The sequence below is a fragment of the Rhodococcus sp. ACS1 genome, from assembly GCF_002300155.1.
Classification (GTDB): domain Bacteria; phylum Actinomycetota; class Actinomycetes; order Mycobacteriales; family Mycobacteriaceae; genus Rhodococcus_F; species Rhodococcus_F koreensis.
Genome location: NZ_NSDZ01000014.1, coordinates 1 through 24,999, shown reverse-complemented (window position 1 = coordinate 24,999; position 24,999 = coordinate 1). Strand labels below are relative to the sequence as shown.

Annotated in this window: 20 protein-coding genes and 5 pseudogenes; 11 read left to right on the top strand and 14 right to left on the bottom strand. The window is 61.5% G+C overall.

Annotated elements, in window-relative coordinates:
- Positions 1-14 precede the first annotated feature (14 nt).
- Complete coding sequence (locus CJ179_RS47745; protein ID WP_095861532.1) at positions 15-905, top strand: IS982 family transposase; 891 nt, start codon at positions 15-17, stop codon at positions 903-905.
- Positions 906-922: 17 nt separating this feature from the next.
- On the opposite strand, the gene CJ179_RS47740 is transcribed toward CJ179_RS47745, so the two are convergent.
- Positions 923-1,156, bottom strand: coding sequence for a DUF3263 domain-containing protein (locus tag CJ179_RS47740; RefSeq protein ID WP_061698448.1), 234 nt, complete (start codon positions 1,154-1,156; stop codon positions 923-925).
- Positions 1,153-2,067 (bottom strand): SDR family NAD(P)-dependent oxidoreductase, encoded by a 915-nt coding sequence (locus CJ179_RS47735; RefSeq protein WP_218834944.1) that lies wholly within the window; start codon positions 2,065-2,067, stop codon positions 1,153-1,155. The genes CJ179_RS47740 and CJ179_RS47735 overlap by 4 nt, the downstream gene beginning before the upstream one ends.
- Before the next feature lie 178 nt (positions 2,068-2,245).
- Between CJ179_RS47735 and CJ179_RS47730 the strand changes: the two genes are divergently transcribed.
- Positions 2,246-3,106 (top strand): FadR/GntR family transcriptional regulator, encoded by an 861-nt coding sequence (locus tag CJ179_RS47730; RefSeq protein ID WP_218834943.1) that lies wholly within the window; start codon positions 2,246-2,248, stop codon positions 3,104-3,106.
- Positions 3,107-3,192: 86 nt separating this feature from the next.
- Here the strand turns inward: CJ179_RS47730 and CJ179_RS47725 are convergent, their stop codons facing one another.
- Together CJ179_RS47725 and CJ179_RS53575 are read right to left on the bottom strand one after the other, a co-directional pair.
- Entirely contained in the window at positions 3,193-6,252 is a 3,060-nt protein-coding gene (locus tag CJ179_RS47725) for a protein kinase (RefSeq protein WP_082833359.1), read from the bottom strand.
- 1,319 nt (positions 6,253-7,571) lie between these two features.
- Positions 7,572-8,014 (bottom strand): annotated as a pseudogene (locus CJ179_RS53575) (IS21 family transposase); the annotation flags it as partial.
- Positions 8,015-8,760: 746 nt separating this feature from the next.
- Between CJ179_RS53575 and CJ179_RS47710 the strand changes: the two are divergent.
- The 8 genes and pseudogenes from CJ179_RS47710 (at position 8,761) to CJ179_RS47675 (ending at position 17,154) form a co-directional block, all read left to right on the top strand.
- Positions 8,761-9,147 (top strand): EthD domain-containing protein, encoded by a 387-nt coding sequence (locus tag CJ179_RS47710; protein ID WP_061698421.1) that lies wholly within the window; start codon positions 8,761-8,763, stop codon positions 9,145-9,147.
- A 740-nt stretch (positions 9,148-9,887) separates the two neighbouring features.
- The gene (locus CJ179_RS47705) at positions 9,888-11,168 is read left to right on the top strand and encodes an NAD(P)/FAD-dependent oxidoreductase (protein WP_082833354.1); all 1,281 of its coding nucleotides are present in this window, start codon (positions 9,888-9,890) and stop codon (positions 11,166-11,168) included.
- A gap of 14 nt (positions 11,169-11,182) precedes the next feature.
- The gene (locus tag CJ179_RS47700; protein ID WP_082833353.1) at positions 11,183-11,506 is read left to right on the top strand and encodes a 2Fe-2S iron-sulfur cluster-binding protein; all 324 of its coding nucleotides are present in this window, start codon (positions 11,183-11,185) and stop codon (positions 11,504-11,506) included.
- Between the two features lie 187 nt (positions 11,507-11,693).
- Positions 11,694-12,929 carry a cytochrome P450 gene (locus tag CJ179_RS47695; protein WP_063886822.1) on the top strand — a complete coding sequence of 412 codons (1,236 nt, stop codon included), beginning with the start codon at positions 11,694-11,696 and terminating at the stop codon, positions 12,927-12,929.
- A 410-nt stretch (positions 12,930-13,339) separates the two neighbouring features.
- The gene (locus tag CJ179_RS47690; protein WP_063886821.1) at positions 13,340-14,083 is read left to right on the top strand and encodes an alpha/beta fold hydrolase; all 744 of its coding nucleotides are present in this window, start codon (positions 13,340-13,342) and stop codon (positions 14,081-14,083) included.
- A gap of 233 nt (positions 14,084-14,316) precedes the next feature.
- Complete coding sequence (locus CJ179_RS47685) at positions 14,317-15,402, top strand: zinc-binding dehydrogenase (RefSeq protein ID WP_061698418.1); 1,086 nt, start codon at positions 14,317-14,319, stop codon at positions 15,400-15,402.
- Between the two features lie 305 nt (positions 15,403-15,707).
- Positions 15,708-16,802 (top strand): annotated as a pseudogene (locus CJ179_RS47680) (IS3 family transposase).
- Positions 16,803-16,896: 94 nt separating this feature from the next.
- The gene (locus tag CJ179_RS47675) at positions 16,897-17,154 is read left to right on the top strand and encodes a hypothetical protein (RefSeq protein ID WP_061698416.1); all 258 of its coding nucleotides are present in this window, start codon (positions 16,897-16,899) and stop codon (positions 17,152-17,154) included.
- Here CJ179_RS47675 and CJ179_RS47670 read toward each other — a convergent pair.
- From CJ179_RS47670 to CJ179_RS47650, 5 genes and pseudogenes are all read right to left on the bottom strand, one after another.
- Positions 17,140-17,619: pseudogene (locus tag CJ179_RS47670) on the bottom strand (IS3 family transposase); the annotation flags it as partial. The gene CJ179_RS47675 and the pseudogene CJ179_RS47670 sit on opposite strands and share 15 nt — an antisense overlap.
- Before the next feature lie 22 nt (positions 17,620-17,641).
- Positions 17,642-18,865 (bottom strand): IS110 family transposase, encoded by a 1,224-nt coding sequence (locus CJ179_RS47665; protein ID WP_061698415.1) that lies wholly within the window; start codon positions 18,863-18,865, stop codon positions 17,642-17,644.
- A gap of 280 nt (positions 18,866-19,145) precedes the next feature.
- Positions 19,146-19,373, bottom strand: a pseudogene (locus CJ179_RS47660) (IS3 family transposase); the annotation flags it as partial.
- Between the two features lie 17 nt (positions 19,374-19,390).
- Entirely contained in the window at positions 19,391-20,440 is a 1,050-nt protein-coding gene (locus tag CJ179_RS47655) for an IS110 family transposase (protein ID WP_061698414.1), read from the bottom strand.
- A gap of 214 nt (positions 20,441-20,654) precedes the next feature.
- A pseudogene (locus CJ179_RS47650) lies at positions 20,655-20,962 on the bottom strand (transposase); the annotation flags it as partial.
- A 769-nt stretch (positions 20,963-21,731) separates the two neighbouring features.
- Here CJ179_RS47650 and CJ179_RS51965 point away from each other — a divergent pair.
- Positions 21,732-22,268 (top strand): hypothetical protein, encoded by a 537-nt coding sequence (locus CJ179_RS51965; protein ID WP_257016304.1) that lies wholly within the window; start codon positions 21,732-21,734, stop codon positions 22,266-22,268.
- A gap of 87 nt (positions 22,269-22,355) precedes the next feature.
- Here the strand turns inward: CJ179_RS51965 and CJ179_RS47640 are convergent, their stop codons facing one another.
- The 5 genes from CJ179_RS47640 to CJ179_RS47620 form a co-directional block, all read right to left on the bottom strand.
- Entirely contained in the window at positions 22,356-22,685 is a 330-nt protein-coding gene (locus CJ179_RS47640) for a hypothetical protein (RefSeq protein WP_179377947.1), read from the bottom strand.
- A 16-nt stretch (positions 22,686-22,701) separates the two neighbouring features.
- Positions 22,702-23,049, bottom strand: a complete 348-nt coding sequence (locus CJ179_RS47635; protein ID WP_095866157.1) for an Lsr2 family protein — start codon at positions 23,047-23,049, stop codon at positions 22,702-22,704.
- Between the two features lie 143 nt (positions 23,050-23,192).
- Entirely contained in the window at positions 23,193-23,525 is a 333-nt protein-coding gene (locus CJ179_RS47630) for a hypothetical protein (RefSeq protein ID WP_095866156.1), read from the bottom strand.
- Between the two features lie 297 nt (positions 23,526-23,822).
- Positions 23,823-24,044, bottom strand: coding sequence for a hypothetical protein (locus CJ179_RS47625; protein ID WP_095866155.1), 222 nt, complete (start codon positions 24,042-24,044; stop codon positions 23,823-23,825).
- A gap of 85 nt (positions 24,045-24,129) precedes the next feature.
- A complete protein-coding gene (locus tag CJ179_RS47620) occupies positions 24,130-24,834 on the bottom strand; it encodes an SOS response-associated peptidase (RefSeq protein ID WP_095866286.1) in 705 nt (234 codons plus the stop codon).
- Positions 24,835-24,999: the final 165 nt, after the last annotated feature.

The following is a 24,999-nucleotide window of genomic DNA, read 5'->3' as shown; positions in this document are numbered from 1 at the left end:
TCCAAGATCAAAGCGTGACCAAAGAACTGGAAACCCTCCTGACCGAACTGTATGTGCTCATCGACGATCATGTCGTCGAACCTCGCTCCGGTCGGGGTCGGCGGCCCGTGCTCAGCGATGCCGAACTGCTCACCCTGGCCGTGGCACAGATGCTGCTCGGGTTCGATTGTGAACGCCGGTGGATCCGGCACGCCCACCACAGCGTCGAGTTGCGTGCCCTGTTTCCCTACATTCCCGGACAGTCGGACTACAACAAACGTGTCAGGGCGGCACGAGGGTTGCTGTGCAAGGCAATTCAGACGCTGGCGCGGATCTCACCATCCTGGTTCGACGATTTGTGGATCACCGACGCCACCCCGGTGCCCTGCGGGATGTCTCGTGAAACGGTGAAACGGTCGGACCTGGCCGGACACGCCGGCTACGGCTATTGCGCTTCCCATTCGCGCTTCTACTGGGGGCTGAAGCTGTATCTGGTCTGTGCGGGCGACGGGATGCCGATCATGTGGTGCCTGGCGAATCCGAAGCTCGGTGAGCGTGAGGTGGTGACCGCGCTGCTCGAACGCGATCATCACCTGATTCGGTCGGGGCAGATCTTGCTCGCCGACAAAGGCTTTTCCGGCGCACAGTTCGCCGCCACCACCGCCGCGATGGGCCTGCAGCTGCTACGCCCGGACCGTAAGGACGAAACGTACAAGAACGGCAATCTCGGCGGGGTACGGCAGTGGATCGAATCGGTCAACCACACGTTGAAAGGGCAGCTTGGCCTGGAGGAACACGGTGGCCGTACCACGCACGGGGTGTTCGCCCGCGTCGCCCAGCGTGTGCTGGCGATGGCCGCCGGCATCTGGCACAACTGGAACATCGGCGCCACTGCCAAGCGATCATTGATCGCCTACGACCACTGATCCGTTCAAGGAATCAATCATCTAGTTCGTTGAGCAGCGCGCTCCGGTCGGCGCGCCCGACAGATTGTCCGCAGCTCCTCTCGAACATCGGGAGCCAACTCGCGTGCCTTGACACCGTCGAGTATGCGGGCAAGCCGCCTGAAGTACTGGTCCGGCGAGATACCGAACTCGACAAAGATGTCGGAACGACTCCCCCCGCCCCAATGTCGCCACTTGACGGCGAAGGCGAGGAGGTCGGCGTCGCGGTTCATTCGCGTCCCTCCCGCGGCGGCCATTCATCAATCATGTGTAGTCCGCGCCCGAGATGAGCGGCACCGTCGATTTGCAACAGTTGACCGGTAATCATCCGTCCAGCAGGGGTTGCGATGAAAGCAACGAGCTCGGCAACGTCCGCGACCGGCGTAGCCCGACCGGCCGGCACCGATTCGGGAACCACGCGATCACGCAGGGATGCCGCCACTGCCTCCGGCAACGAGTCCGAGATCACCACCCCCGGCGCCACGCAGTTGGCGCGGATGCCCAGGTGAGCCCATTCGAGCGCAAGGGTCTTCGTCATCGCCAGTACACCGGCGCGAGCCGCCAGCGAGTGCGCGAGGCCCACGCTCCCCCGCTCGATCCCGGACAAGGAGATGTTGACGATGCTGCCACCCCGCTGGGCGAGGAATTGCTTGGCTTCCGAGATCACGGTGAAGACGGCGTTGAGGTTCAGGTCGACCACGGATCTGAATCCGTTGTCGGAGATCTCTTCCGCCGCAGCGTAAAACTGGCCGCCCGCATTGTTGACGAGAAGATCCATGCCCAGTTCGGCCGATGATTCGGCGATGACTGAGCGCACCCGGGCGCAGTCTCGAACATCGGCCGTGAACCATCGAAACTTTCCCTGCGCATGCGCCGCCAGTTCCGCTGTCTTCTGGAGCGCGGAATCGGTTCGACCGATCCCCGTCACCGTCGCACCGAGTTCGACCAGGCGGACGCAGATCCCCTGCCCGATTCCACTTCCAGCACCTGTTACCACGGCGTGCTTCCCCGCAAGTAGCATCGGCGCCAGCACCTTGGGGTCGGCAACCTCCCAGTCCCGGCCCGATTGTGGGGGATGCGGCCGAAAACCTGACATGCCGACTCCTTTCGAACCTGACAGCGACGATGTGTCGGTTCTGATCATTTGCCCGGCTCGATTGACGCCCGCGGGTCTATTGACGTCCACCGCGATCAACCGGGACCCGTTAGAGGCATAACATATCTATGTTTACAGCGGCGAATTCGTCCCGTCAACCCTTCGGCGTGGGGACTCGGAGCGGCACGAACGACGCACACCAGGGTTCCAAATGTATGATGAACATATGGCAGGTAAAAAGGTGGCCACGACTACGGCCGACACGCGCACCCGCAGAAGTCGCTCCGTGGATTCCAACGAGACCGCCACCCAGATCCTGCCACTCTTCCGGGACGTCACCCCTCTGACACGCCCGCCCGGAATGCCTCCGAAACGTGCTGAGATGATCACTCAACGCATCGTGCACATGATTCAAGAACAGGGCCTGAAGGCCGGCGACCCCCTCCCCATCGAAACGGACATGTACGAGATGTTCGGGGTCGCACGAAGCACACTTCGTGAGGCTCTGCGCATCTTGGAACGGCAGGGCGTGATCGTCATCCGCCCGGGTCGAGGTGGCGGACCTACTGTTGGATCACCGGACTCGCGTCACCTCGCGAGCACGCTTGCCCTTCTGATGCAGTTCTCGGACACCCCCTTTCGATCCGTGCTGGAAACTCGTGAATACATCGAGCCGATCGCCGCCGCCCTCTGCGCGCAGAACGGTGACGAACGGGTGATCAACGGACTTCGCCAATCAGTCGACGCCATGCGTGCGAGCCTCGCCGACGAAAGCGCATTTCTCTACGAGAACCACAGATTCCACGAGCTGATCGCCGATGGGGCTCAGAATCCGCTGATCTCTTATTTTCTCAACTCACTCGACTGGATCATCGACGGCGCCCGGTTGGGAGTTGTCTACAGCCATGCCTCACGCAAACACGTTGCGGTGATTCACGACCAAATCTGTGAAGCAATCGAAGACGGCGACAGTGATCGCGCACGTGATGCCATGAGCGAGCACATGCAAGAGACTCGCGCCTTTTTTGAGCGTAAACACCCGAAGGTCATGAACCAGACATTGACTTGGGAAATGTACGGTCAGTAAGCCCGGGCCCGGTTTACTCCGTCTGTATCGGGCAGTCCTCGGCGCCCTGCAGCCGGCGGGTACTCGAACCGCGTGGACGATACCGGTCAGGAATCGGTAATGGCCAAGGTTATCGCGTCTTCCGCACCCAACCGTGATCCCTTACGGTGCCGTGAACTGAAGGCCGTCTCGCCGAGGCTATTGCGGGTCGCTGCCTCGCATTCGGTGTGGTGGATATGAAGGTCCTGAAATAGTAGAGGGGAGCTTCCCACCGCAGATCCCAACGACTCTGCGGCACCTAACAGCATCGCCGCTCGGTCGAAGTTTCGGTTACGACTTGCTATCCACGCGAACCCCTCCAGGCAAAAGGCGGTGACGAGGGGCTCGTCGATCAAACGGCACAACCGCAGGCACTCCTCCAGATAGTGTTTTGCGCGAACAATATCTCCTTGCCGGAAGACCGCAATGCCGATTCCCCATAGTGAATACGAGCGAAAGACCGACTCACCATGCGATTCGGTGATGTCGAGCACCTCACGATGGCACGCGATCGACCGCTCCGTGTTGCCGCCCAACTCGTGTGCCAATCCCAACAACATCAGAATCCAGACTCGCACGCCGACGTCATCCTTTTCACAGAACACCGGGAGCGCGTCTTCCAGTCTGTTGATGGCCTGCACGACGTCGCCGCTGTAGAGCGCAAGGATTCCCTTGGCGTGGGCCATACGAGCGTCGCTGGCAGGGTCCGACATCTCGGCGACCAGCATCTCGCCCTGGGCGATGAGATTCGAGCCAGCGGCCACGTCACCCTGCAAGTCTGCGAGCACGCTGTTGGCATACAGAGCTTTGACTCGGTCCGCCGACCTCCTCACCGGTCGCGTTTCCAGGGCACGATCGAGCCAATACCTCCCCTCGCGAAACAGGTTTCGGGAGAGCCAGAAGGAAAACAGTGCCGTCGCGATCTGGAGAGCGGTCCCTTGCTCTCGTTCGTCGGGCTCGAACACCGCGAACTCCATCGCTTCACGGAGATTCGATTGTTCCCTGCCAAGTCGCGCGATCCAGTCGAGTTGACGGACACTGATCCAATCGCGCTCGGCATCGAGTACTAATTGTCGGTACCAGTCATGATGACGACGCCGCAGTGTCGCATAGTCGCCGGACTCCCGTGCTTTCATTTGTCCGAATTCACGGATCGTCTCCAACATCCGAAATCCCACCGCAGGGCCGTGCTCTTGCCGAATGAGGATCGATTTGTCGACCAACGAGAATACGCCGTCGAGAAGTTCATCTCGGTCAATTTTCTCACAAATGAACTCCGCCGCATCAAGTTCGAAGTTACCGACGAATGCGGACAGATTGATCCATATCTGCCGTTCCAGCGGCGTGCAGAGGTCATAACTCCACTCGATACACAGCCGAAGGGTGCGCTGACGAGCCGGCGCCGCACGGCTTCCATGGGTGAGAAGCTTGTATCGGTCGTTCAGCCGCTGAGCGATCTGATCGAGCGACATCGCCCGCAATTGAGCTGCGGCCAATTCGAGGGGCAACGGCAAGCCGTCGAGCTGACGGCAGATCCGCACCACGGTGTCGATATTGTCGTCGGAGAGCTCGAAACCCGGCACCGCTGTGGTGGCACGTTCCTCGAACAGAGCGATCGCATCATAGTGCGGCGATGCCATCAATGCGGGCTCGTGATCGGCGTCGGGGGTGCTCAAGGACGGCACGCGCAAGACGGACTCGCCGGGAATGTTCAAGGGCTCACGAGTCGTGGTCAAGAACTTGATGTCCGGGCACGTGCGAAGAACGGTCTCGACGAACCGCGCAACCGGCGCAACCACGTGCTCACAGTTATCCAGGACGATCAGCAACTTCCGGTCGATCAGAAACTCGACAACCTCGTCCATAGGCTCAGCGTGACGAGTTCTCAGGCCGAGGGCTCGTGCGATCACGTCGACGAGAAGCGACTCGTCCAAGACTTCACCGAACTCCGCCAGCCACACACCGTGCGGAAAATCGCTTCGCATGTCGGCGGCGAGTCGCAACGCGAGCCGTGTCTTCCCGACACCTCCGATACCCGTCAACGTCACCAGACGCGCGGTGTGGAACATGTGCTTCACTTCGGACAGCTCGCCCTGGCGGCCGACGAAGCTGGTCAACTCCAAGGGGAGATTCCCCCCGCGACTCTGACGCGCGGTTCGGTGACCTGAGCTCTCCTCGCTGGACGCCGTCGGCACGGCGTCGCGTCGACCGAGCGGCGCCGATTGCTCCTCCCTCAACAGCGCCATCTCATCCACGTCGAGACCGTTCCGCGCTTGGAGGGCGCGTAGCTCGTCGCCGAACTCGATAGCACTTCCAGGACGGTCACGGGGGTCGCGTGCCATGGCGTGTTCGATTGCGGCAGCCACATCATCGGGGACTCCGTGTTCCCTCAAGTCGGGAGCCGGATTCTTCGTGATTCGGACGAATTGCGCGACGACCTGCTCACCCGACCGGCGCTCGAAGGCCGCGTGCCCGGTCAATGCACAGAAGAGGGTCGCGCCGATGCTGTATATGTCCGAGACCGGGGTCGGTGATTCTCCTCTCAAGATCTCGGGAGCAGTGAAGGCAGGCGAAGCCGTAATCATGTCCTTGGCTGTCTCGAAACCGCCCGCAATGTGTGCGATGCCGAAGTCGGTGAGTGCCGGTTCTCCGTAGCTCGAGAGCAAGATATTGCCCGGCTTGATATCGCGGTGGAGAATCCCGAGTCGATGCGCGGTCCCCACAGCACCCGATACTCGGACCCCGAGTCTCAATACTAGATCCGCGCTCAGGGGACCGTCGTTCTGGATCAGCGTGTCGAGCGAGTCCAAGGCGTGGTACGGCATGACGATGTACGGTCGGCCACTCGCCGTGGAACCCACGTGAAGAATATTGACAATATTTGGGTGGCCAGTCAGGCGACCCATAGCCCGCTGTTCCCTGAAGAACCGGGCCCTGTTCTCCTCGTCGATAGCTCCGGTCAAGACCTTGACTGCGACCGTACGGTCCAACGACGGTTGCAGACATCGATAGACCACTCCGAAGCCGCCACGGCCGATCTCGCAGGCCTCCGTCAATCCAGCCCCACTCAACTCACGCTCGATGGCAGCGTCATCCCTCCGTGTCGTCAACCCACCATCCTCAACCATCACACCTTCACCACCCGCGTTCCGCTGAGACGGCACTCCGTCGATGCATCGGCGGCCGTCGTGCCATCACCGATACGACATCAGCAACAGTAAATCTACCCGTTGTCCGACATGATCCATGGACACAAACGCAAGATCAGCGCACCAAGCACTCGACCGGGCAGTGCCTATAGGTCGAGCGGGTTGAGGGGACCGTCATAAAGCGAGCGTGTCGACTTTGCATACCCAATATTCCGGGTCGTTGACAGCGCGAACACCCCGGGGTGGTCGTGGTCATGACCAGTCCGGTGGCCGAGAGAGCGCGGCAGCATTGTCAGGTGTCAACGCTGAATTGAACCGTCTCGGGTTTCGTGCCGCTCCTATATCGGTGACGGCTCCGGTTGTGGACTCGACAGGTGAGCGTGGTACACCGTCTCGAATTCGTCCGGAAGGACGTATCCAAGACGACTGCGATTGAACGAGTTACAGGCAATCTCCGACACTGCCGATAGATGCAGCGATCCTTTTCAGCACAAGGGTTTCCGCGAAAGAGATGGACGTGTACTGACTGCCCGCATCGCTGGGGTACCGCCCGGCACGAAGTGCTCGGGGGAGGATGGATCAATCCTGCACCGACGGGTGGCCGGTGTGGTCACGTCGCCACAGCGCCGCCTTCAAGGCGGTGGACCATCGCGGTGTCCTTGACGGTGGCGGCGTGCCAGCCGACGATCGCCCGCGGGACCAGTCGATCACGAATGCGACGTAGACGAACCCTGCCCACGTGCGGCAATACGTGAAGTCGGTGACCCATTTCCGGTGGGCCTCGGCGGTGAGGTCGCGATCGACCAGATCGGGGGCACGTCGGCTGTTCGCTCCGGCGGGATGGTGGTGCGGTGCGGGCGGCCCCGAACGACTCCGGACAGCCCTTAACCGCGCATCAACCGATCGACGGCGCATGCCGCAACCTCGTAGCCGAGCCTGCGCGAGTGTGCGGTCATCGTCCGTCGACCGTAGGGCCCTTCGGTGGTGCCGGCAGTCTCACGCGGGGCGTTCGTCAGATGCGCATCGGTGACGGTCCGAGGGGACGGAGTAGCGGTTTGCCAGTTCCGATACGTGCGTGGGGCGACCTTGATGCCAGGCTCGGTGAGCACGGCGCAGATCGACTCGACCCGGTGTCCTTGTGCTGCATCCGGTCGATGAACTGGCAGGTCAGCAGCGGCGAGGTGGGGGTACCTCCCGCGTGCGGGGGACGAGTTCCCTCGCGAAGAAAATCGAAGCCGACCCCTCAAGAACGGAGGCGACATCAAACCCAAGAGGTTCAATGCCTCGTTCGACCCGCAGATCGTCAAGACCGGCAGTTTCGTCGGCGTTCTGGTCTGGCCATGGTCGACCGGGAGGCTGATAGGCAGGGAACCAGAGATCGCACTGGCGATCTACCCGGGCAGGTAGGTGGTACGAGAAACCGGATCCGGCGGCAGTTAGACCAGGCGCTGCTCGGCGACCCGACCGCGCAGGACCGGATCGAGTGTTCCTACCCGATCCGTTCGGCGATTACCGTTGCCGGCATCGTGGGGAACTCTTTCAACAGCTCCCGGATGCGGGGTTCGACCGCGTCGACGATCGAACCTGACTTGGCGCGTCGATATTTCGGTGGTCCGTCGGCGGCCAGTGCCGATCGGACCGTGTTGCGGGAGATCCCCATCATCCGGGCGATCGCCTTGATCGGCAACCGTTCGCTGCGATGCAGACGGCGAATATCGGCCCCATCTTCCACGGACAACATCCCTTCGTCCCTCCTGGCTCGACTCGAGTCCGGATCGGTGGACAGAGGGTCAAATTTGAGATGCCATACCGTGTTCAGTTTTACGTGCCGTCGCCAACGCGAGAGGTATCTGGGGCGGCGACCATCCGGCTATGGACGGCGCGCTCCTTCCAAACTCCGCCCCTTCGCCGGTGTCGGCCGACAATCGGAGGATGCCACCGTGTCCGTCGAGAGCGAGACCAATGAGAGCATAGATCGCGTCGTGTACACCCTTCGTCGGGCAGACGGACAGCCAGTCCTTGCCTATTCTCGATCACCTCGTCAGCGATCCCCGAGACGGTCTTCCTCGAGGTAGACGCGCCATAGATTTCGGAGAAACGCGCATGGAGTACCCCCTGAACGTAGCGCCTGAGAGGTCTGAGCCGTGCTCAATCCTCTGGCGTACGAAACAAGAACGATCTCGACTTGCACCCGGTCTCCCGGGTAGCTCAAAGGGCAAGCACGCTGGTCTCTAGTCGACACGACCTCCGGTTTTCGTTCCGGATGTTCGTCGAAACTCCCCCGCGATGCCCGGGCACAGCCGAGTTGGTCGCCCCCGTAGTCAGCCATGTATTTGGACTCGGGTCCATATGCAGGCTGGTCCCGCCGCGGTCTCGGGCAGCTTCCCACTTGCGTAACTAATATGATTATGTTTACAGTATTTCGAACGTGCTTTGCGCCACACCACACCACTCGCGGACCGCGGGTCTCGGACGGGAGAAAATACAATGGTCAAACTGATAATCCTGATCAAGCGCCGCCCCGATATCACCCATGCGGAGTTCAGGGACCGTTACGAGCGCCACGCTTCCCTAGCTTTGAACTATCTCAAGGACGTGCTCATCGACTACAGGCGAAGCTATCCGGTCAAAGAACACCCCTACATGTCAGCAGAAACAGGCATCGAACCATCACAATTCGAGTACGACGTTGTGACCGAGATGCGACTCCGCTCAAAGGAAGACTTGAATGTGTTGTTCAGCATCCTCGCGGAACCGAAGGTGAAAGAGGTCATTCGAGCCGACGGAGAAACCTTCCAAGATCCCACATCGATCCGCATCCTGGTCTGCGAGGAAGAGCGGTCGAAGCTGTCCGATGACACTGTTACATTCTGAGCCTCGACCTCAGCCTGGTCTGGAGTCCGCCCGCCGATGAGGACGCGTCGTGAGCCGCGATACGCACGATGAGCCGCGGGACCAAGGACGTCGACATCCCAACCACGAGCACCCGCAGTTGCGAACCGTCGCCGCGGAACGCTATACCAAGTTCGTAGTCTGGTTGACCAGCTCTCGAGATTCAGTTCGACATGCACTTGCGCATCATCGCCCGTGGCGCCGTGGCGACCACCCTGCCGCTCCCGAGGCGACCCGCCATCCGTAGGGCCTTGCCATGCGATCGGAGCTGGCCCCAATTCGGGAGTCACATCCAGTTCCGTCGCGCTTCGACCGCCCAGCTGCGGCACCCGTCCGTCCATTCTCAGGACTCCCTCTGCACCAACGACTTTCGCCCCACGCACTGTGGCCAGCGTACTGGCGTATATATCGCGAGCTGCATTCGCCTTTGGTCATGGCTCTACCCTCACTCATCGACCGTCCATCCGCGCCTGCCGCCCACTCCACACATAAACCGGCAGCAGACCGCGCATGCACACTCCGAGAGGGCAACGCCTTACCCATACATCGTGCATGAAGCTACGCACCCCTTGCGAAGATAATATGAATATGGTTACCTTATTTGCAGACAGTGTTGTGTGTCACAAGATGGACAGCCCTTCCGGTGAGCCCGCCCAATTGGCTGGTACATCCCAGAAGCCACAGTCTGCTACCACCCCGAACCGAGATAAGAGGGTCACCAAATGTCGAACCAACGCCTACTTGTCATCGGCAATGGCTGCGGTGGGACCGAAGTTGCATTCGCTGCACGCAGCGCCGGTTGGGACGGTCCGATCACGCTCTTGGGTGACGAGGACTTCCAACCGTACCACCGCCCCCCTCTCTCGAAGGCGTACCTCAAGGGCGAGGTTTCCGCCGCGTCATTGCATCTGCGTGGCGCGGTGGCATACGAGCAGAGCGACGTCACTCTTCGCACCGGCCATCGCGCGGTGGAGATCGATCGCAAGAGACGCAGAGTCGCGATGTCCGACGGCACCGAAATCGACTACGACCGATTAGTTCTCGCTACAGGGGGTCGGCCGCGGGCGCTACCTGCCGCAGAAGCGCTTTCGGAAAAACCGAAGAATCTCTACTATCTCCGGACTCGATCCGATGCTGACGCACTTCGAGGAAAGTTGGGACCCGGACGGACTGTCGTTATCGTGGGCGCCGGATACGTCGGTTTGGAAGTCGCAGCGGCTGCCGTACGGGCCGGTATGAATGTGATTGCGATAGAGGCGGCGTCCAGAGTACTTGCTCGCGTCACTGCGCAGCCTATCTCCGATTACTATGCCGCCGTTCACCGTGAGGCGGGAGTCAACATTCTGACAAATTGTGCGGTGGAAGAATTGGAGACCACCCCTGGGGAAGGCGGCCACATCAGAGCAGTTCGCTGTTCGGACGGCAGACGACTAGCTGCGGATCTCGTCATCGTCGGCATTGGTCTAATCCCAAATAGCGAGCTGGCGGACACAGCTGGGCTCGAGGTGGAGGACGGGGTGATCGTTGACGATGAGCTTCGTACTACGGATCCCAGCATCATGGCTGTAGGAGATTGCGTTCGCCAATACAGCCATCTATACGAACGCTACGTTCGTATAGAGTCGGTTCCCAACGCCCTGGAGCAGGCGCGTAAGGCCGCTGCAATCTTATGCAATAGACCGACTCGTCCAATTGCCGCTCCATGGTTCTGGTCCGATCAATACGACTTAAATCTAAAAATGGTCGGTTTGTCGGATGGATACGACTCTCTAGTATTACGCGGAAAACCCGAAGATCGGTCCTTCAGCGCTTTCTACCTACTTAGCGACCGAATTTTGGCGGTAGACACCATAAACCGGCCTGCAGATTTCAACTTCGCAAAAAAGCTCATCTCGGAAAGAGTGCCCGTCTCCGCAAAACTTCTTGCAGAACCCAATCTCTCATTGCGGGATCTCGCCAATTCGACATCATCACCAGTCACAAGTTTCACAGCTGGAAAATAGGAGGCACACCAGTCATGGCAAAGGCAACTTTCATCTCTCCTGACGGAAAGCGGGATGAACTGACGATCGACTCCGGAACAACACTCATGCAAGCCGCGATCAGCCATGGAATCCGCTCGATCGTCGGCGATTGCGGCGGCAGCGGCGCCTGTGCAACATGCCATGTCTACGTGGATCCGCAGTTTCTCGACAAGCTCACTCCAATGAATCCCAATGAACGTGAGATGCTCGAATGCGCATCATCTCCCGTGGAAGAAAACAGCCGGCTGAGCTGTCAGATTGCAATGCAGGAGCATCTTGACGGAATCAACGTGGAAATTGCGCCAACCCAGTGGTAGATGGCTTATCGGGTGAAAACCCGGCCCTTCATCGGAAACCGTGGCGACACTGTACCAACATATCCAAATCTCATTGAGAGAAATGGACCAGCGCGACAGAACAGCTGAAGTAGAACACTTTACTCATACCAACAAAAGCGAAGCAGTCCAACATCAGAGGCTAGAAGTCACAGGAAGCGAGCGAACAATGGGAACAGTACCCGAAGCAATTACTACGGCAGCCGGACAGGACCTGCCGGCGAATGTTCCGGCCGAACGTGTCGTTGATTTCGACATGTTCAATCCGCCCCACATTGATCAGGGTCTACAAGAGGCGTGGAAGCATCTGCAAGAATCCAGCGGGCATGACCTGATGTGGACTCACCATAACGGTGGACACTGGATCGCGACGCGCGGATCGCTGGTCAAGCACATCCTCACGGACTACGAGCACTTTTCGAGTAAATGCCCATTCCTGCCCCGCGAGGCGGGAGAACAGTATGTTCTCATTCCCATGTCGATGGACCCGCCCGAACAGCGCCCCTACCGGCGAATTCTCAACGCGAGTATTGGCCCCCGTATCGTCGATGGTATCGGTGACGAAATTCGGTCGTCAGCAAGGGAGTTGGTTCGACAGATTCGACCTGCCGGCAGTTGCGACTTCATAAAGGAGTACGCGGAAGTCTTCCCCGTCAAGGTATTCCTCACGATGATCGACCTTCCGCCGAGCGATGCTCCGAGACTGAAGTACATTGCGGATCAGATGACCAGACCTGACGGCTCGATGACCATGGCAGAGGCAACGAATCAATTCTTCGAGTACCTGTCCCCCTTCATCGATGCCCGCACGGCTGAGCCTGGCAATGACGCGATCAGTATCGTGGTGCAAAGCAAGGTCGACGGCCGTCCCATTACGAAGGACGAGGCCCTAAAGATCTGTTCTCTTCTGGTATTGGCCGGACTGGACACAGTGGTGAATTTTCTTGGTTTCATGATGCACTTCTTGGCCGAGAACCCCGAGAAGCGGCGCGCGCTCGTGAAGGACCCCCAGCTGATTCCGACTGCTATCGAGGAGTTGCTGCGGCGCTTCGCGTTGGTAACCGACGCCCGGTTGATCAAAAAGGACGTCAAGCTTGACGGTGTTGACCTGAAACCAGGCGACATGGTGGCGGTGCCAAGCATGCTGTACGGACTCGAGGAACAGAATAACCAGTGCCCTATGGATGTCGACTTCGGGCGTGAGAAAATCGAGCACATGACATTCGGGCACGGAGTGCATCATTGCGCGGGGGCGCATTTGGCTCGAGTAGAGGTTCAGGTGACGCTGGAAGAGTGGTTGGCGCATATTCCTGAATTCGAGGTGGCCGATCCGTCGAGGGTGGGTTATCAGTCGGGCATCGTGGGCTCCGTGACTTCGGTTCCGCTGCGGTGGACCACCGACTAAGGGCACGTCTCCTGTGGGAAGTGGCTGCCAGTGGATCGTACAACGGTCATAAATGAGTCGCTTCCTGGTTGTTACCGGATGCGCCGTTTCTCGTCCTTTATCAGGACTCGCAAATTCCAACAATATGGCAGGCGAAAGACAATGGAGCTTCTCTGGCAGATGTCAAGAAATACCCACACATCTGCGCGACGGTCCCCTCGACTGGCGGATACGGTCAGCCATTGGCACGCAAAGAGTTCGAGATTGTCGATGACATATCCACCTTTCGGTTCGGGGATTTCCGTGCAGCCGAGCGAGGCAAAAATGGGTGTGCAACAGGGGTCGACGCGGAGACCGTTGACACTGCCGTTGGTGTTCGACCCAGAAGGCGTTCGGCGCTCAGTATCCAATCAAGTTGAGGAGGGTTTCCTATGAGTTCTCATACGCCCGTTGCGGTTCTGGTACACGGCGGCTTTCAAGGCGGATGGTGTTGGGTGCGGGTGGCGGAGTCGCTTCGTACTCAAGGTTGGCGCGTTCTTACGCCGAGCTTGACTGGTCTCGGTGACCGGGCGCATCTGCTTTCACCTGAGGTGAGGTTTGATACACATGTCAAAGACGTTTTGAGTTTGCTGGCAGCCGAAGAACTGGAAAAAGTGGTGCTGGTCGGGCACAGCGCGGGCGGGACGGTCATAACCGCAGTGGCCGACCGTGCACCAGCTCGCATTGCGGCTCTCCTCTACCTTGACGCGTCGCTTCCGACAACGGGACAGTCGATGTTGGATTTTATGGGTGACACGCAAGGCATCCCCGACCTATTCCTTTCCCAGGCCAACGAATTGGGAGATGGTTGGCGCGTGCCCGCAGGTCCCCCGTTCGATGCGGCTGGCTTCGGAGTGGACGACCCGGACGATGCTGCGTGGGTGAATCGGCGCATGACCGCCCACCCGCTGGCTGCCTTCACCGATCCAGTCAATCTGACTGGTGCTTGGGAGACCGTGGCCCGCAAGCACTACATTCGTTGCGAGAGGTTCATGATTGCCCATGGAGAACCGACTATTGCCCGAGTTGAAGCGGATCCCGCATGGACTTCCGAACGGTGGGATTGCGGACACTCGCCGCATGTAACCGACGCGGAGCGGGTCGCGAACGCCATCACAAAGTTGATGGCACCTTAACTCCCGGACATACTTGTGCACCCGAATGCCCGATTATCCAATCGTAACGAATCCTCCGGTGTTTTTGAGCTCTAGGGAGTGGGCCGTCGAGCATTTGGGGCGCGGCACACACCTCGGTGGCCGTGTTATGGGCGAAGTTCTGATGTCATCGACCCTCCCTGAATGATTACTACTTCAACGATTCATCTTTACGCCCGGGACGTCGGGCGATATATTCCGAGACAGGAGACATCATGGCTACTGGCAAGGCAGCGGTACTGGTCGAAACTAATCGCATTGAGACATGGGAGGTGCCGGTCAGTGATCCAGAGCCGGGTGGACTTCTCGTAGAGGTCGTGATCGGCGGCGTGTGTGGCAGTGACAACCACATCGTCACTGGCGAAGCCGGTGAGATGCCTTTCCCGATCATCCTCGGCCATGAGGGAGTTGGAAGGATTTACAAACTCGGAGCTGGCGTCAGCGCAGACTACGCGAGCGTTCCCGTCGAGGTCGGCGATCTCGTCTACTGGGCACCAATTGCGCTATGTAATCGCTGCTACTCCTGCTCGGTACTAGAGCAAACACCATGCCAAAACTCAACCTTTTTCGAGCACGCCGAGAAGCCGAACTGGGGTAGTTACCAACAGTATTCTTGGCTACCGAATGGTACGGCGTTCTATAAAATCCCGGACGGCGCTCAGCCCGAAGCGCTTGCCGCGCTCGGTTGTGCACTTCCGACTGCAATTATGGGTTACGACCAAGGTGGCGGGGTCGGGATCGAGGACACAGTAGTAATTCAGGGAGCCGGACCAGTTGGTCTTGCTGCCAGTATGGTCGCATCAGTCGCCGGCGCTCGCGAGATTATCGTCATCGACCAATCCCCTGAACGACTTCAGGTTGCCAAGTCGATGGGTGCCACCACTACGCTGTCGCTCAGTGACCTGAGTCCTGAGCAGCGGCACGATCAAATCTGGGAACGATCCGGGCCATCGGGACCAAACATCGTTGTCGAAGCTGCCGGGGCGCTTCCAGCGTTCCCCGAGGGCCTGGACCTAACTGGCAATCATGGCCGCTACATCGTTGTGGGCCTGTGGGGGGCTATCGGGACACGAGAGGTTTCACCGCGAGAGCTGGTCGTCAAGAACATGACGGTCAGCGCTGCAAGCTTTCCCAAACCGAAGCACTATTACCAGGCCATGCGACTAGCGGCGCGTATGCAAGACCGCTTTCCGCTCACCGGGCTTATCACGCATCGCTACTCGATCGACGAAGCTGCGTCAGCGCTGGATGCGGTTGCATCAGGCTCTGCGATCAAGGCGATAATCGATCCCTCCCGTTAGTTGAACCCGTTGTCAAGGGACATGGGGGCATCCCTGTAGGCGGACAGGTGGTTTCCTGGTGCGCGGACAGCTGATCTCCCTGTCGGCGGTCAGCTGATCTCCCTGTCGGCTCAGGTCAAGGGCATCACCCCGCGTCCGGCGGTGGCGTCCCTGCAACCGCAGTGTGTGTGCACCACACGGTGGTGATCGCGTCGCCGTAACACCGAGAACGGAGTCCGGTCCCATTGGCGTGTCCCCGGTGAATGGGGCCACTCTATTTTAGAGTCTTGTTGCCCGTGAACTGGGCGGATAGGACGATGGAGAACATGGCTGGACGGAAGCGGAACTCCGCAGAGGACATCCTGCGCAAACTGCGCCGTGCCGACGAGCTCACTGCTGCTGGTAAGGCGCAGGAGGAAATCGCTGCGGAGCTCGAGGTGTCGGCAGCGACGCTGTACAACTGGCGCCGCCAGTACGGCGGTATGGACACCGACGCAGCGAAGGAACTCAAGGAGCCGCGCGAGCAGAACAGCAAGCTCAAGCGGCTGCTCGCCGAAGCCGAGCTGGAGAAGCACGCGCTGCGGGAGGTAGCGAAGGGAAAATTCTGAGCCCAGCTGCCAAGCGCCGCGCGGTCGACATGCTCATCTCCACGATGAGCATGTCGAAGCGGTTGGCATGCAGAGCGGTTGGGCTCGCCCGCTCCACTTACGCCCGAACACCTCTCGCTCAGACACCAGCAGACCCCGATGCCGCTCTGAGAGCGGCGCTACGCGAATACGCCCACACGCATCCGCTGCATGGTTTCCATCGCGCCTGGGCGCACCTGAGGCACGATCAGGGCGCTGTGGTGAACAAGAAGAAGGTCCACCGGCTCTGGAAGGAGGAAGGCCTTCAGGTTCGGATTCACCATCCACCAAACGGTCCGGTGTCAGCTCGTGCCCGCAGATCGAAGCCGACGCCCCGCATGTGGTGTGGGCTTGGATTTCCACTTCGACTCCACCATCGACGGGAAAGCGATCAAGATCGCCTCAATGATCGACGAGCACACGAGGCAGTCGCTGCTGAACATCGTCGAACGTTCGATCACCGCGCAGCGGTTGACCGACCAGTTGGACAAGGCATTCGCGTTGTGGGGCGGCCCACCGGTCGTGCTGCGGATGGACAACGGTCCGGAGTTTATTTCAACTGTGCTGCAGCAGTTCTGCAGGGATCGGGTAGGGATTTCGTACATTCCACCGGGGACGCCGTGGAACAACGGGCACATCGAATCATTCAATAATCGTTTGCGGAAGGAATGCCTGAACCGGAACCACTGGACAAGCCTGCTCGAAGCTCGGGTGGTGATCGAGGACTTTAAGGATGACCACAACCATCGGCACAGTTCTCTGGGGTCAGCCGGGTTGTTGTGTGACGTTGCATAGGTCCCGCGACACGGACCGGTTTGCAACAGATCTCCCGGGTTGTGGTGCTCGTGGCTGGTAGTCCTACAGATGCCTGCCACGAGAGGAGATCAGGATGTGGGCGTTTCTGGTGAGGTTGCCGTCCGGGGTGCGGTATTGGACGGTGCTCGACGAGGACCTGGCCGTGGTGGACGAGGCGGATGCGTTCTTGCGGCATGTCCGGTTCGGCCGCGACGGCTCGGAGTTGACGACCAGGTCGTATGCGGGCGGGATCGCGTTGTTCCTGCGGTGGTGCGCTCGCACCGGCCGGCACTGGCATGACGGTGTGAGGTTGCCCCTTGAAGGTGGACACCGAATTTCATGCGGCGACTGACAGCGTAGACGACGCGATCAGTCGTTGCTCGAACTCCACCGGGGTGAGGTATCCGAGGGCGGAGTGACGGCGACGTCGATTGAAGTACGAGAGCCACTCGAACAGCTCCAGCCGTGCCTGCGACTTCGACGACCAACTCCGTCCGTGCAGCCACTCCCTCTTGAGTCCTTGGAAGAACGACTCGGCGAGAGCATTATCGTAACTTGACCCGACCCGTCCCCGACTCTGCTGGATCCCATGACGGCGGCATACATCGACGAAAGCTGCTGCAGTGTACTGTGTTCCGCGGTCGCTGTGGAAGATGACGCCACCGACGTCACCGCCGCGGATGCGCACCGCCATCTCGATCGCGTCCGTGACGAGATCGGTGCGCATGTGGTCGGCGATGGACCAGCCCACCACCCGGCGTGAGCAGATGTCGATCACCGTGGCCAAGAACAACCACGAGGATCCCACGGGGATGTAGACATCCCACGCGGGTCAGATGTCAAGCAGCCGCCGGTTGAGACGTGATCTGATGGTCGGGCCAGGCGGCGTGGTCGTCCCAGGGTTCGTTGTGTTGCAGACACCACCACATGCGTCCGAGGAGCTTGTTGGCGAGGTTGCGCAGCGCGGCGTTGTGGTGGTCGCCGGCGGCTCGCCGTTTGTCGTAGTGGGCACGTGCGCCCGCTGATTTGGTGAGGGTGACGAACGCCCACCAGTGGCAGGCGTCGCCGAGTCGCTTGTTGCGGACCTTTCGCGCCTTGACGTAGTGCGATCGGCCCGAGGCGCGGGTGATCGGCGCGGTACCGGCGAACGCGCGCAACCCGTTCGCCGTCGCGAACCGTGCAGGATCGTCGCCGACCTCGGCCAGGACCCGGGCGGCGAGAATCGGACCGAGACCCGGAGCCGACCGCAGGATCGGTGCGAGGGGGTGGCTGTCGAATTCGCGACCCAGCGCGTTCTCCAGGCTGTCCACGGACTGCTGCATCGAGGCGATGACGGCGAGCAGGCCGGTGACAGCATGACCGAGTGCCTCCTCGACCTGCGGCGGCTGCCGGAGCGCGGGCGTCTTCAGCTCCCGCAGGATCCGCTCGACCAGGTTCGGGTCGTTGCGTCGGCCACTGTGATGCAGGAGCGCCACAACTTTGCGTCTGGTCAGGGCTCGACCCGATTCCGGGGTGGGCGCCGCGGAGAGCACCGCCACCGCGGCGCGGTGCTTCAAATTCGGAAATGCCTGCAGTGCACCAGGATAGAACTCCAGCAATACAGAACGTAGTCGGCTGATGGTCTGATACAGCGCCCAGATCGCCTCCTGGTGCTGACGGGCGAGGGCCTTGATCGCCCGGCCGTGTTCGCTGATCGCCGGCATCGGACGGTGCATCGCTCGGTCGGTGCGCAGAATATTCGCCAGAATCGCGGCGTCACCCGGATCGGACTTGCCGCCGGCCTGTCCGTGGCGTTCGCGGTAGCGGGCAACCGCACGGGGGTTGATCGGGTATACGGTGAATCCTGCTTCCACCAGGGCCACGACGAGTAGATTCTTGTCGGTTTCGATCGCGATAGGGGTGGTGCCGGGTGCGCCTCCGCTCTCGGCGATTACCTCCAGCAGCGCGGTCAGTCCCGCTGTGCCGGTGTCGATGCGCTTCCGGGCGACGACGGTGCCGTTCTCGTCGACGAGGGCGACATCGTGATGCACTTCGGCCCAATCGATCCCGCAGTTGATGCTCATGTACAACCTCCTGCCCAGCGGCGTATTCTGCTGTGAGCTCGGGGGTTGTGCGGCGACCTAGAAGCGCTCTTCGGCGCGGCATCTCACAAGCCGATCACGTGCCCCAGCGACTGGCAGGGTCACCGTCTACATTCAGACCTCTCACACAGTCGGATGCCATCACAGCAGTGATCCCCTTCCAGCAGCTTACTGCTCAGACTGCGCCTGGATCGGTAAAATCTCAGGGACCTCCCGCCAGTCGCCTTGTGCGTGTCGGATCGTTGGTCCGACTCACCCATTAGGTGATGTCCCCACACCATTTGGTATCGACAGCCGTAGCGGTGAAGTCTCGCATCACCAGATCCGGCACCGACGGAGCCGACGTGTCCGCGATGGTCGTGCGCTTGCTGCGGCGCAGGTGCCGGTAGTAACCGGAGCGGGAGGTTCCCAGCACCCGGCACAGCCGCTGCACGCCGAACTCGGCGCGATGGTCGGAGATGAAGTCCCAGCGGCGGGTCTTCACTTCACCTCTTTGATGCTTCTATGTCAAGCCGCCGCCGAAAGCGATGATTCCGAGGCGTTTCCGGTCGCGGACTCGTGGACGCGCAGGACCTGAAACACCCGGTCGGAAACACGTCGGCGGAGCAGGCGCACTGCTTCCCGCTTCGTCTTCCCGGCTGCCTGCAACTTGGCCACGTAGTCCTTGCCCGGCCCGCCGCGGGCGACCTGCGTAGTGGCGATCGCGTGCAGCGCGGCGTTCACGGCACGGTTGCCACCGCGATTGAGGCGGACCCGCTCGTGGGCCGACCAGACCGGGATCGGGGCGGTGCCGTTGAACTTCGCGTAGGCATCTTTCGAGTGGAACCGTCGAGCGTCGGCTGTCTCGCCGATGATGACCGCGGCGGAGAGGACTCCGCACCCGGGTATCGCGAGCAGCGACGGCGCGATCCGCCGAACGCGGTCACGGATCTGGCGCTCGAGATCGTTGACCTGCCCGGTCAGCTGCCGGCACCGGTCGAGGAGTTCGCCCGCGATCTGGGCGACCACACCGGTGAACGCGGTCAACCGTTCGGCGAGCTCGTCCATGACGCGATACCTCCGGATCCCCCGCACGGGAATCACCAATTCGGGGTCCAGTTCGTGCAGGTGCCAGCGAAGCCTGTTGATGAGTTTCGTTCTCTCGCAGACCAAGTTGCGTCGGTGATCGGACAGGAGCTTGACCTCCCTGGTGGATTCGTCCAGTTGGGCGATCGGCAGATTCTCCTCACGCAGCGCGGCCATCGCCACGGCGTGGGCGTCGATGGGGTCGGATTTTCCCGGCTGGCGGGCGCTGCGCCGGTGCAGGGCCATCAACTGGGTCTTGACCCGGACCACCGCGTGGCCCCGGGACAGCAGATCCGATTCGAGCCGCCGAGTCACGTGGCGGCAGTCCTCGAGCGCGAACTGCACCTGCGGCCACTGGGCGGCCCACTCGATCGCCGACAGATGACCCTCGGTGGTGGCCTTGACGGTCCGCTGCCCGACCTGACGGCCGATGTCGTCGACCGCGACGAGGGTGTGGGTGGATTTGTGGGCGTCGACTCCGATCACGATCAACTGGCGACTCCAATCCGGTTGACGGGCTGTAGGCGTCGGATCGGTGCGTTCGCGGGCAGGCCTCAATCGGGCATCAGCGGCAGGCTTCTATCAAGCCACACGAACGACCCTCCGGGCCCGGTGGGACCGCACATCAAGACAAGCCACCAGGCCGTGGACCGGGGCAGCAAAATACCGAGCGAATCCCACCGGACCTCTCCAGGATGACATTGACGCGAAATACGCGGCTGCCCGGCGCAGGATGTCGCGTTCGAGCTGCCATTCCTTCTCGGCACCGCGTAGCCGGGCGTTCTCTGCCCGCAGCCGCGCGAGCTCGTCCGCTTGGGTTTCCCCACCGGCGGTGCTGCGGGCCTCCGGGCGTCCATTGCGGGCGGTGTCCTTGCGGACCCACGTCCGTAGCGTTTCGCCACTGATGCCCAGGTCCGCGGCGACCGCCGCGTATGTGCGCTGGCCGTCGGCCGCGCGATACAGCGCGATCGCGTCTTTCCGGAATTCCTCCGTGTACAGAGACTGGCGTCCCACTTCGACATCCCTCCTGGCTCTACTGGAACCATTGTCAGGGGTGTCCACTCCAAGGGGGCAGCCTCACTCCGCACCCTGGCCTCGGATTCCTTAAGGACTGGCGCAAAACGTGTGCGCGACGAGAGCGAGAAAATGCCTTCCCCTGCGTCGATAGTCGCAGACTTGGAACTGCTCATGGGTAACGTCAGCCGGCGCTGAGCCCGCGCCAGATGCGGAACCCTCACCGGCACGTTCCGATTGTCGTCCCATGACTGGAACTCGCTGACCTGCGAAGTCCCGTAGAGGTGGTCCGGTGAAGAATCCCGAACTGGGGCGTCAAACGGTGCAGACATGCGCTCCCAACGGCGGCAAGTATCGGAATCTGCGAGAAACTCGCGGATTGCACGCATAACTCATGGAATCCATTAGTTTCGTGCGAAATCGAGGGCCGGGCTACTTGGCGCTATGTACCGCCGCGACCAGCTGAAGTCGGAGGATTCTGCATGCAACCGCCCAATCGAACCTGCGCGCACTCCGGTAAACGCCTCATCCCTTCTCGGGGACCTGTCGTCATCACAGGTCAAACCCAATTTTGCCGAACTCGTCGCCGATTTCAGAATCGCGACAACCCCACGGCCGTCACCGCCCGTCCGTCGCCGGCTGAGCGACACGCCCGAGCGCGTGCGGGGGTGCTTGGAGAAACCGTCACCTAGCGGATTCACTGGCTTCGCGCCAAACACCGCGCAACTGTCCGACTGAGAAGCTCGTAACAAGAGTGAACAGGAGTGAAATGCCCGAGCAGTCGTGGATCGCTGCCCAAGAACTGTACGACCAGGGATATACGGTCGATGGAGCACGTCAGCTCTTCGGGGAGCCAAAGACAGGCCCCGACGGAACCCTCGGTTGGGAAGATGACTGGATCGACCGCGCAGAAGGAAGGGCCCTCATCCCTGTACTGCCCTTCCTTATCGAACGTCTGCGCGGACATTCCGAGGTGGGAGAGGCTGCTGGCGAGCTGGTCAGGCTCTACGAGGAGCTCAATCGTAGAGCAGGAACTGTGGGTGCTCCCGATCCGCTCCATCACCATGAAATCTCCGAAGATGAGCTGGTAGAGCTGGGAAATGACCGCGACGCCCTCAATGCGATCTACGGGTCGCCGCACCGTTGGACACAAGAGCCTGTGGTCGAGGGCAATCCGGTTCCGTTCATTTCGCAGGAACGAAGCCGGTTCGGAGATGGCGCGCGATTGGTCGGAAGGCGGAATCTCCGGTGGTGGCTCAAGAGTGCAGTCGGCGAAGTGGCGAACAAGCAGAGCGAGAACGCCTGACTAGAGAGCTTCCCTGTGCCAATAGCCGGGCCCGGATTGCGGTCGATGGGGACATGTCATCTCCCCAGGTGACTGAGCCAATCTGGCTTACCAGTCCGATGCGCTGGACGTGATCTCGCGGGCGCGGTGGGACCAGTCCGGGTCGCTTACCAGAGCGGTGATGGCAGTGGCCATCTGCTCGGTGTTGCCGTCGATGCCGAGCCGGCGGAGCGTGCGGGCGATACGCGCGGGGTGGGCCGGCCACCGTCCACCGGTGGTTTCGACCAGGGCAGCGAGGACGGTAGCTGCCTCGGTGTCGCTGAGTTCCACCGGCTCACCGGTCATGCCACGTAACCCCCGGCTGCCGGTGGTCAGCCAATGCTCGCTCGCCGCTCGGCGCACCGAGGCCCGGTACCAGGGATTACGCAGCGATCGCATCAACGCTCCTTCGCGTTCAGTGGGCGTCCTGGAACGCCTGCTCCACCTCGGCGGGAATGCGCCCGCGCGAGGAGATTTCGTAGCCCTGTTCGGCCGCCCAGGCGCGGATCTCCTTGCCGTTCCCGCGTCGCCGCACCGGGGCGTCCGGGGCGACGGGACGATCCGAGCGTCGTTTGCGGCCACCGACCCGGGTGGCGTGCTCGATGAAGAATCCGATCTGCTTGTGAAATTTGCTGGCGTGCTTGCCTTTCAAATCTATTTCGTAGTCCACCCCGTTGACGGAAAAGGTGATGCTCTCCCCGTCCTCACCGAAGACGGTTCCGTCGATGTCGTCGACCAGTTCGACAACTACCTTGCGCGCCACAGTTCCCCGATCTCTCACGTCTCGATACAGCAGGCAGAACCCTACTGGCGGCCGCAGCCGATCGGGGGCACCGACTCCGGGGACGTGTCATCTCCGCAGGTCATTCGCCGGTTGTAGGGCGCAGGAGCAGCCGGGGGCTGGTCCTATCGGGTGTGCACCCGGGTGTCCCCCAGGGGGCCGAGCACGAAGTAGATGGGCGGCGGACACAGTGCGATGGAGGGCAAGAAGGTGGGCACCTCCGGCCCCCACACGGTGATGGTGTTGATGGGATAAGTCAGATTGGTAAACGGGACGCACACCAGTTCCAATTGGTGGGTATTCACCGATCCGGGTGCACAGGTCGACATGGCACCGACCGCGAAGAACTGCATGTCGCACCCACTCGGAGCTGGGGCGGCGTGTGCGTGCGCCGCGGTCAGGGACAGGGCAGCGGCCGCGGTGGACGCGACGAGGGCGAGGCGCAGAAACCGAGACATGGGCCCTCCGGTGGTGCGGGGCCCGACCCACCGCCCATTCTCCCAGGTCAGTTGCCGCTGCCGCGGCCTGTCCGACGAATCCGCTCACGGCGGGCATGTCTGGCGAGCAGGTGTTTCCGGCCCATGTTCGTCTCGCTCATCACCGGCCAGTGTTCCGGTACGTCCGGGGACCTCGATTCGCACCCCACGGCACCCACCGCCACCACAATCGGTCACTGCGCCCCGGCGAGCCGGTTGCTGCGAAATGCAGTGCGCCCCAGCACCGGGGGTGGGTGCTGGCGCGGGCGTGTGACCGATTCAGGAGAGGTTGAGCGGTGCGTACGGGGGCGGGGGCGGCGGAGTGTACTGGCTGATCGGGACGTCGCCGATCGTGCCGAACTGGTCGAGGTCCATGCGGAACACGACGCCGTGCTCGGGGTCCCACTCGTAGGTGCCGAAGCCGTTCTCGGTGTGCTGCGACACCACGGTGTCTGTGGGCTCGGCCTGGTTGCCGATGCTGCTCTGCGCGCCCTCCGTCATGCCCCATACTTTACAATTTCACATTGTTAGGTTGCAAGTCGTCGGGGCGCCCGTCGGATCGGGGAAACGCGATCCGGCTGAGGAGTCAGGCCACGGGCTCGAGCAGGTGGGGGCCGTTGTTGCGCGGGGAATTCACCGCGGTACTGACCTCGTAGGTCTGCAGGACCGGATCGGGCACCGACGCGAGTAGCGCCTGGACGTCGTCCTTGTCGGTAAGAGTTGGGTCGAGCCAGTGCTCCTGGAACGTTGCCGGCAACACCACCGGGCAGCGGTCGTGGATGCGTCCGAGCGCATCGGTGGCGGGCCGGGTCAAGATGGTCGCCGTCCACAGCCAGGCGTTCGGGTCGTCCTCGGGCAGCGCACGGTCGCGCCACAGCTCGTACAGGCCGGCCATCGCGAGCACCCCGTCGCCGTGCAAATAATGTGGGATCTTCTTGCCGTCGCGTTTCTCCCACTCGAAGTACCCATCGGCGGGCACTAAGCACCGCCGTTTCGAGGCCGCGGCCCGAAACGAGGGGCGCTCGGTCACCGACTCCGAGCGTGCGTTGATCAGGCGGCCGAGCTTGGCTTCTTTCGACCACGAGGGCACCAAACCCCAGGTCAGCGTCCTGAGCTGTGTGACCGGTGCCGCGTCCGGCTCGTCCCGGGGTGCCCGTTCGAGGACCGCCCGGATCTGCTGGGTCGGGGCGATGTTGTAGGACGGGCGCAGCTCGTCACCGACGACCTCGTCGACGTGGAAGATCGAGCGCAGTTCCTTGTCCGTGGTGGTACTGGCGTAGCGGCCGCACACGTTCACCCTCCCTGGTCACATCTTCTGCCCCGATCTAACACGCCATGACCGACGCGAGCGCGGCGACGGAGGCCATAGCCTCGATGGTGGGTCGGGGCCAACCTGCCGAAGGAACGTGCCATGGTCTGCGATCCGGGATGCCTCTCCCCCCTCCATAGCCCCGCG

What these genes read in the sequence shown, in the direction of transcription:
- CJ179_RS47740 (WP_061698448.1), bottom strand. Translation starts at nt 1,156, where the DNA reads ATGAACCGCGACGCCGACCTCCTCGCCTTCGCCGTCAAGTGGCGACAT.
- CJ179_RS47735 (WP_218834944.1), bottom strand. Translation starts at nt 2,067, where the DNA reads ATGATCAGAACCGACACATCGTCGCTGTCAGGTTCGAAAGGAGTCGGC.
- CJ179_RS47730 (WP_218834943.1), top strand. Translation starts at nt 2,246, where the DNA reads ATGGCAGGTAAAAAGGTGGCCACGACTACGGCCGACACGCGCACCCGC.
- CJ179_RS47725 (WP_082833359.1), bottom strand. Translation starts at nt 6,252, where the DNA reads ATGGTTGAGGATGGTGGGTTGACGACACGGAGGGATGACGCTGCCATC.
- CJ179_RS47710 (WP_061698421.1), top strand. Translation starts at nt 8,761, where the DNA reads ATGGTCAAACTGATAATCCTGATCAAGCGCCGCCCCGATATCACCCAT.
- CJ179_RS47705 (WP_082833354.1), top strand. Translation starts at nt 9,888, where the DNA reads ATGTCGAACCAACGCCTACTTGTCATCGGCAATGGCTGCGGTGGGACC.
- CJ179_RS47700 (WP_082833353.1), top strand. Translation starts at nt 11,183, where the DNA reads ATGGCAAAGGCAACTTTCATCTCTCCTGACGGAAAGCGGGATGAACTG.
- CJ179_RS47695 (WP_063886822.1), top strand. Translation starts at nt 11,694, where the DNA reads ATGGGAACAGTACCCGAAGCAATTACTACGGCAGCCGGACAGGACCTG.
- CJ179_RS47690 (WP_063886821.1), top strand. Translation starts at nt 13,340, where the DNA reads ATGAGTTCTCATACGCCCGTTGCGGTTCTGGTACACGGCGGCTTTCAA.
- CJ179_RS47685 (WP_061698418.1), top strand. Translation starts at nt 14,317, where the DNA reads ATGGCTACTGGCAAGGCAGCGGTACTGGTCGAAACTAATCGCATTGAG.
- CJ179_RS47675 (WP_061698416.1), top strand. Translation starts at nt 16,897, where the DNA reads ATGTGGGCGTTTCTGGTGAGGTTGCCGTCCGGGGTGCGGTATTGGACG.
- CJ179_RS47665 (WP_061698415.1), bottom strand. Translation starts at nt 18,865, where the DNA reads ATGAGCATCAACTGCGGGATCGATTGGGCCGAAGTGCATCACGATGTC.
- CJ179_RS51965 (WP_257016304.1), top strand. Translation starts at nt 21,732, where the DNA reads ATGCCCGAGCAGTCGTGGATCGCTGCCCAAGAACTGTACGACCAGGGA.
- CJ179_RS47640 (WP_179377947.1), bottom strand. Translation starts at nt 22,685, where the DNA reads ATGCGATCGCTGCGTAATCCCTGGTACCGGGCCTCGGTGCGCCGAGCG.
- CJ179_RS47630 (WP_095866156.1), bottom strand. Translation starts at nt 23,525, where the DNA reads ATGTCTCGGTTTCTGCGCCTCGCCCTCGTCGCGTCCACCGCGGCCGCT.
- CJ179_RS47625 (WP_095866155.1), bottom strand. Translation starts at nt 24,044, where the DNA reads ATGACGGAGGGCGCGCAGAGCAGCATCGGCAACCAGGCCGAGCCCACA.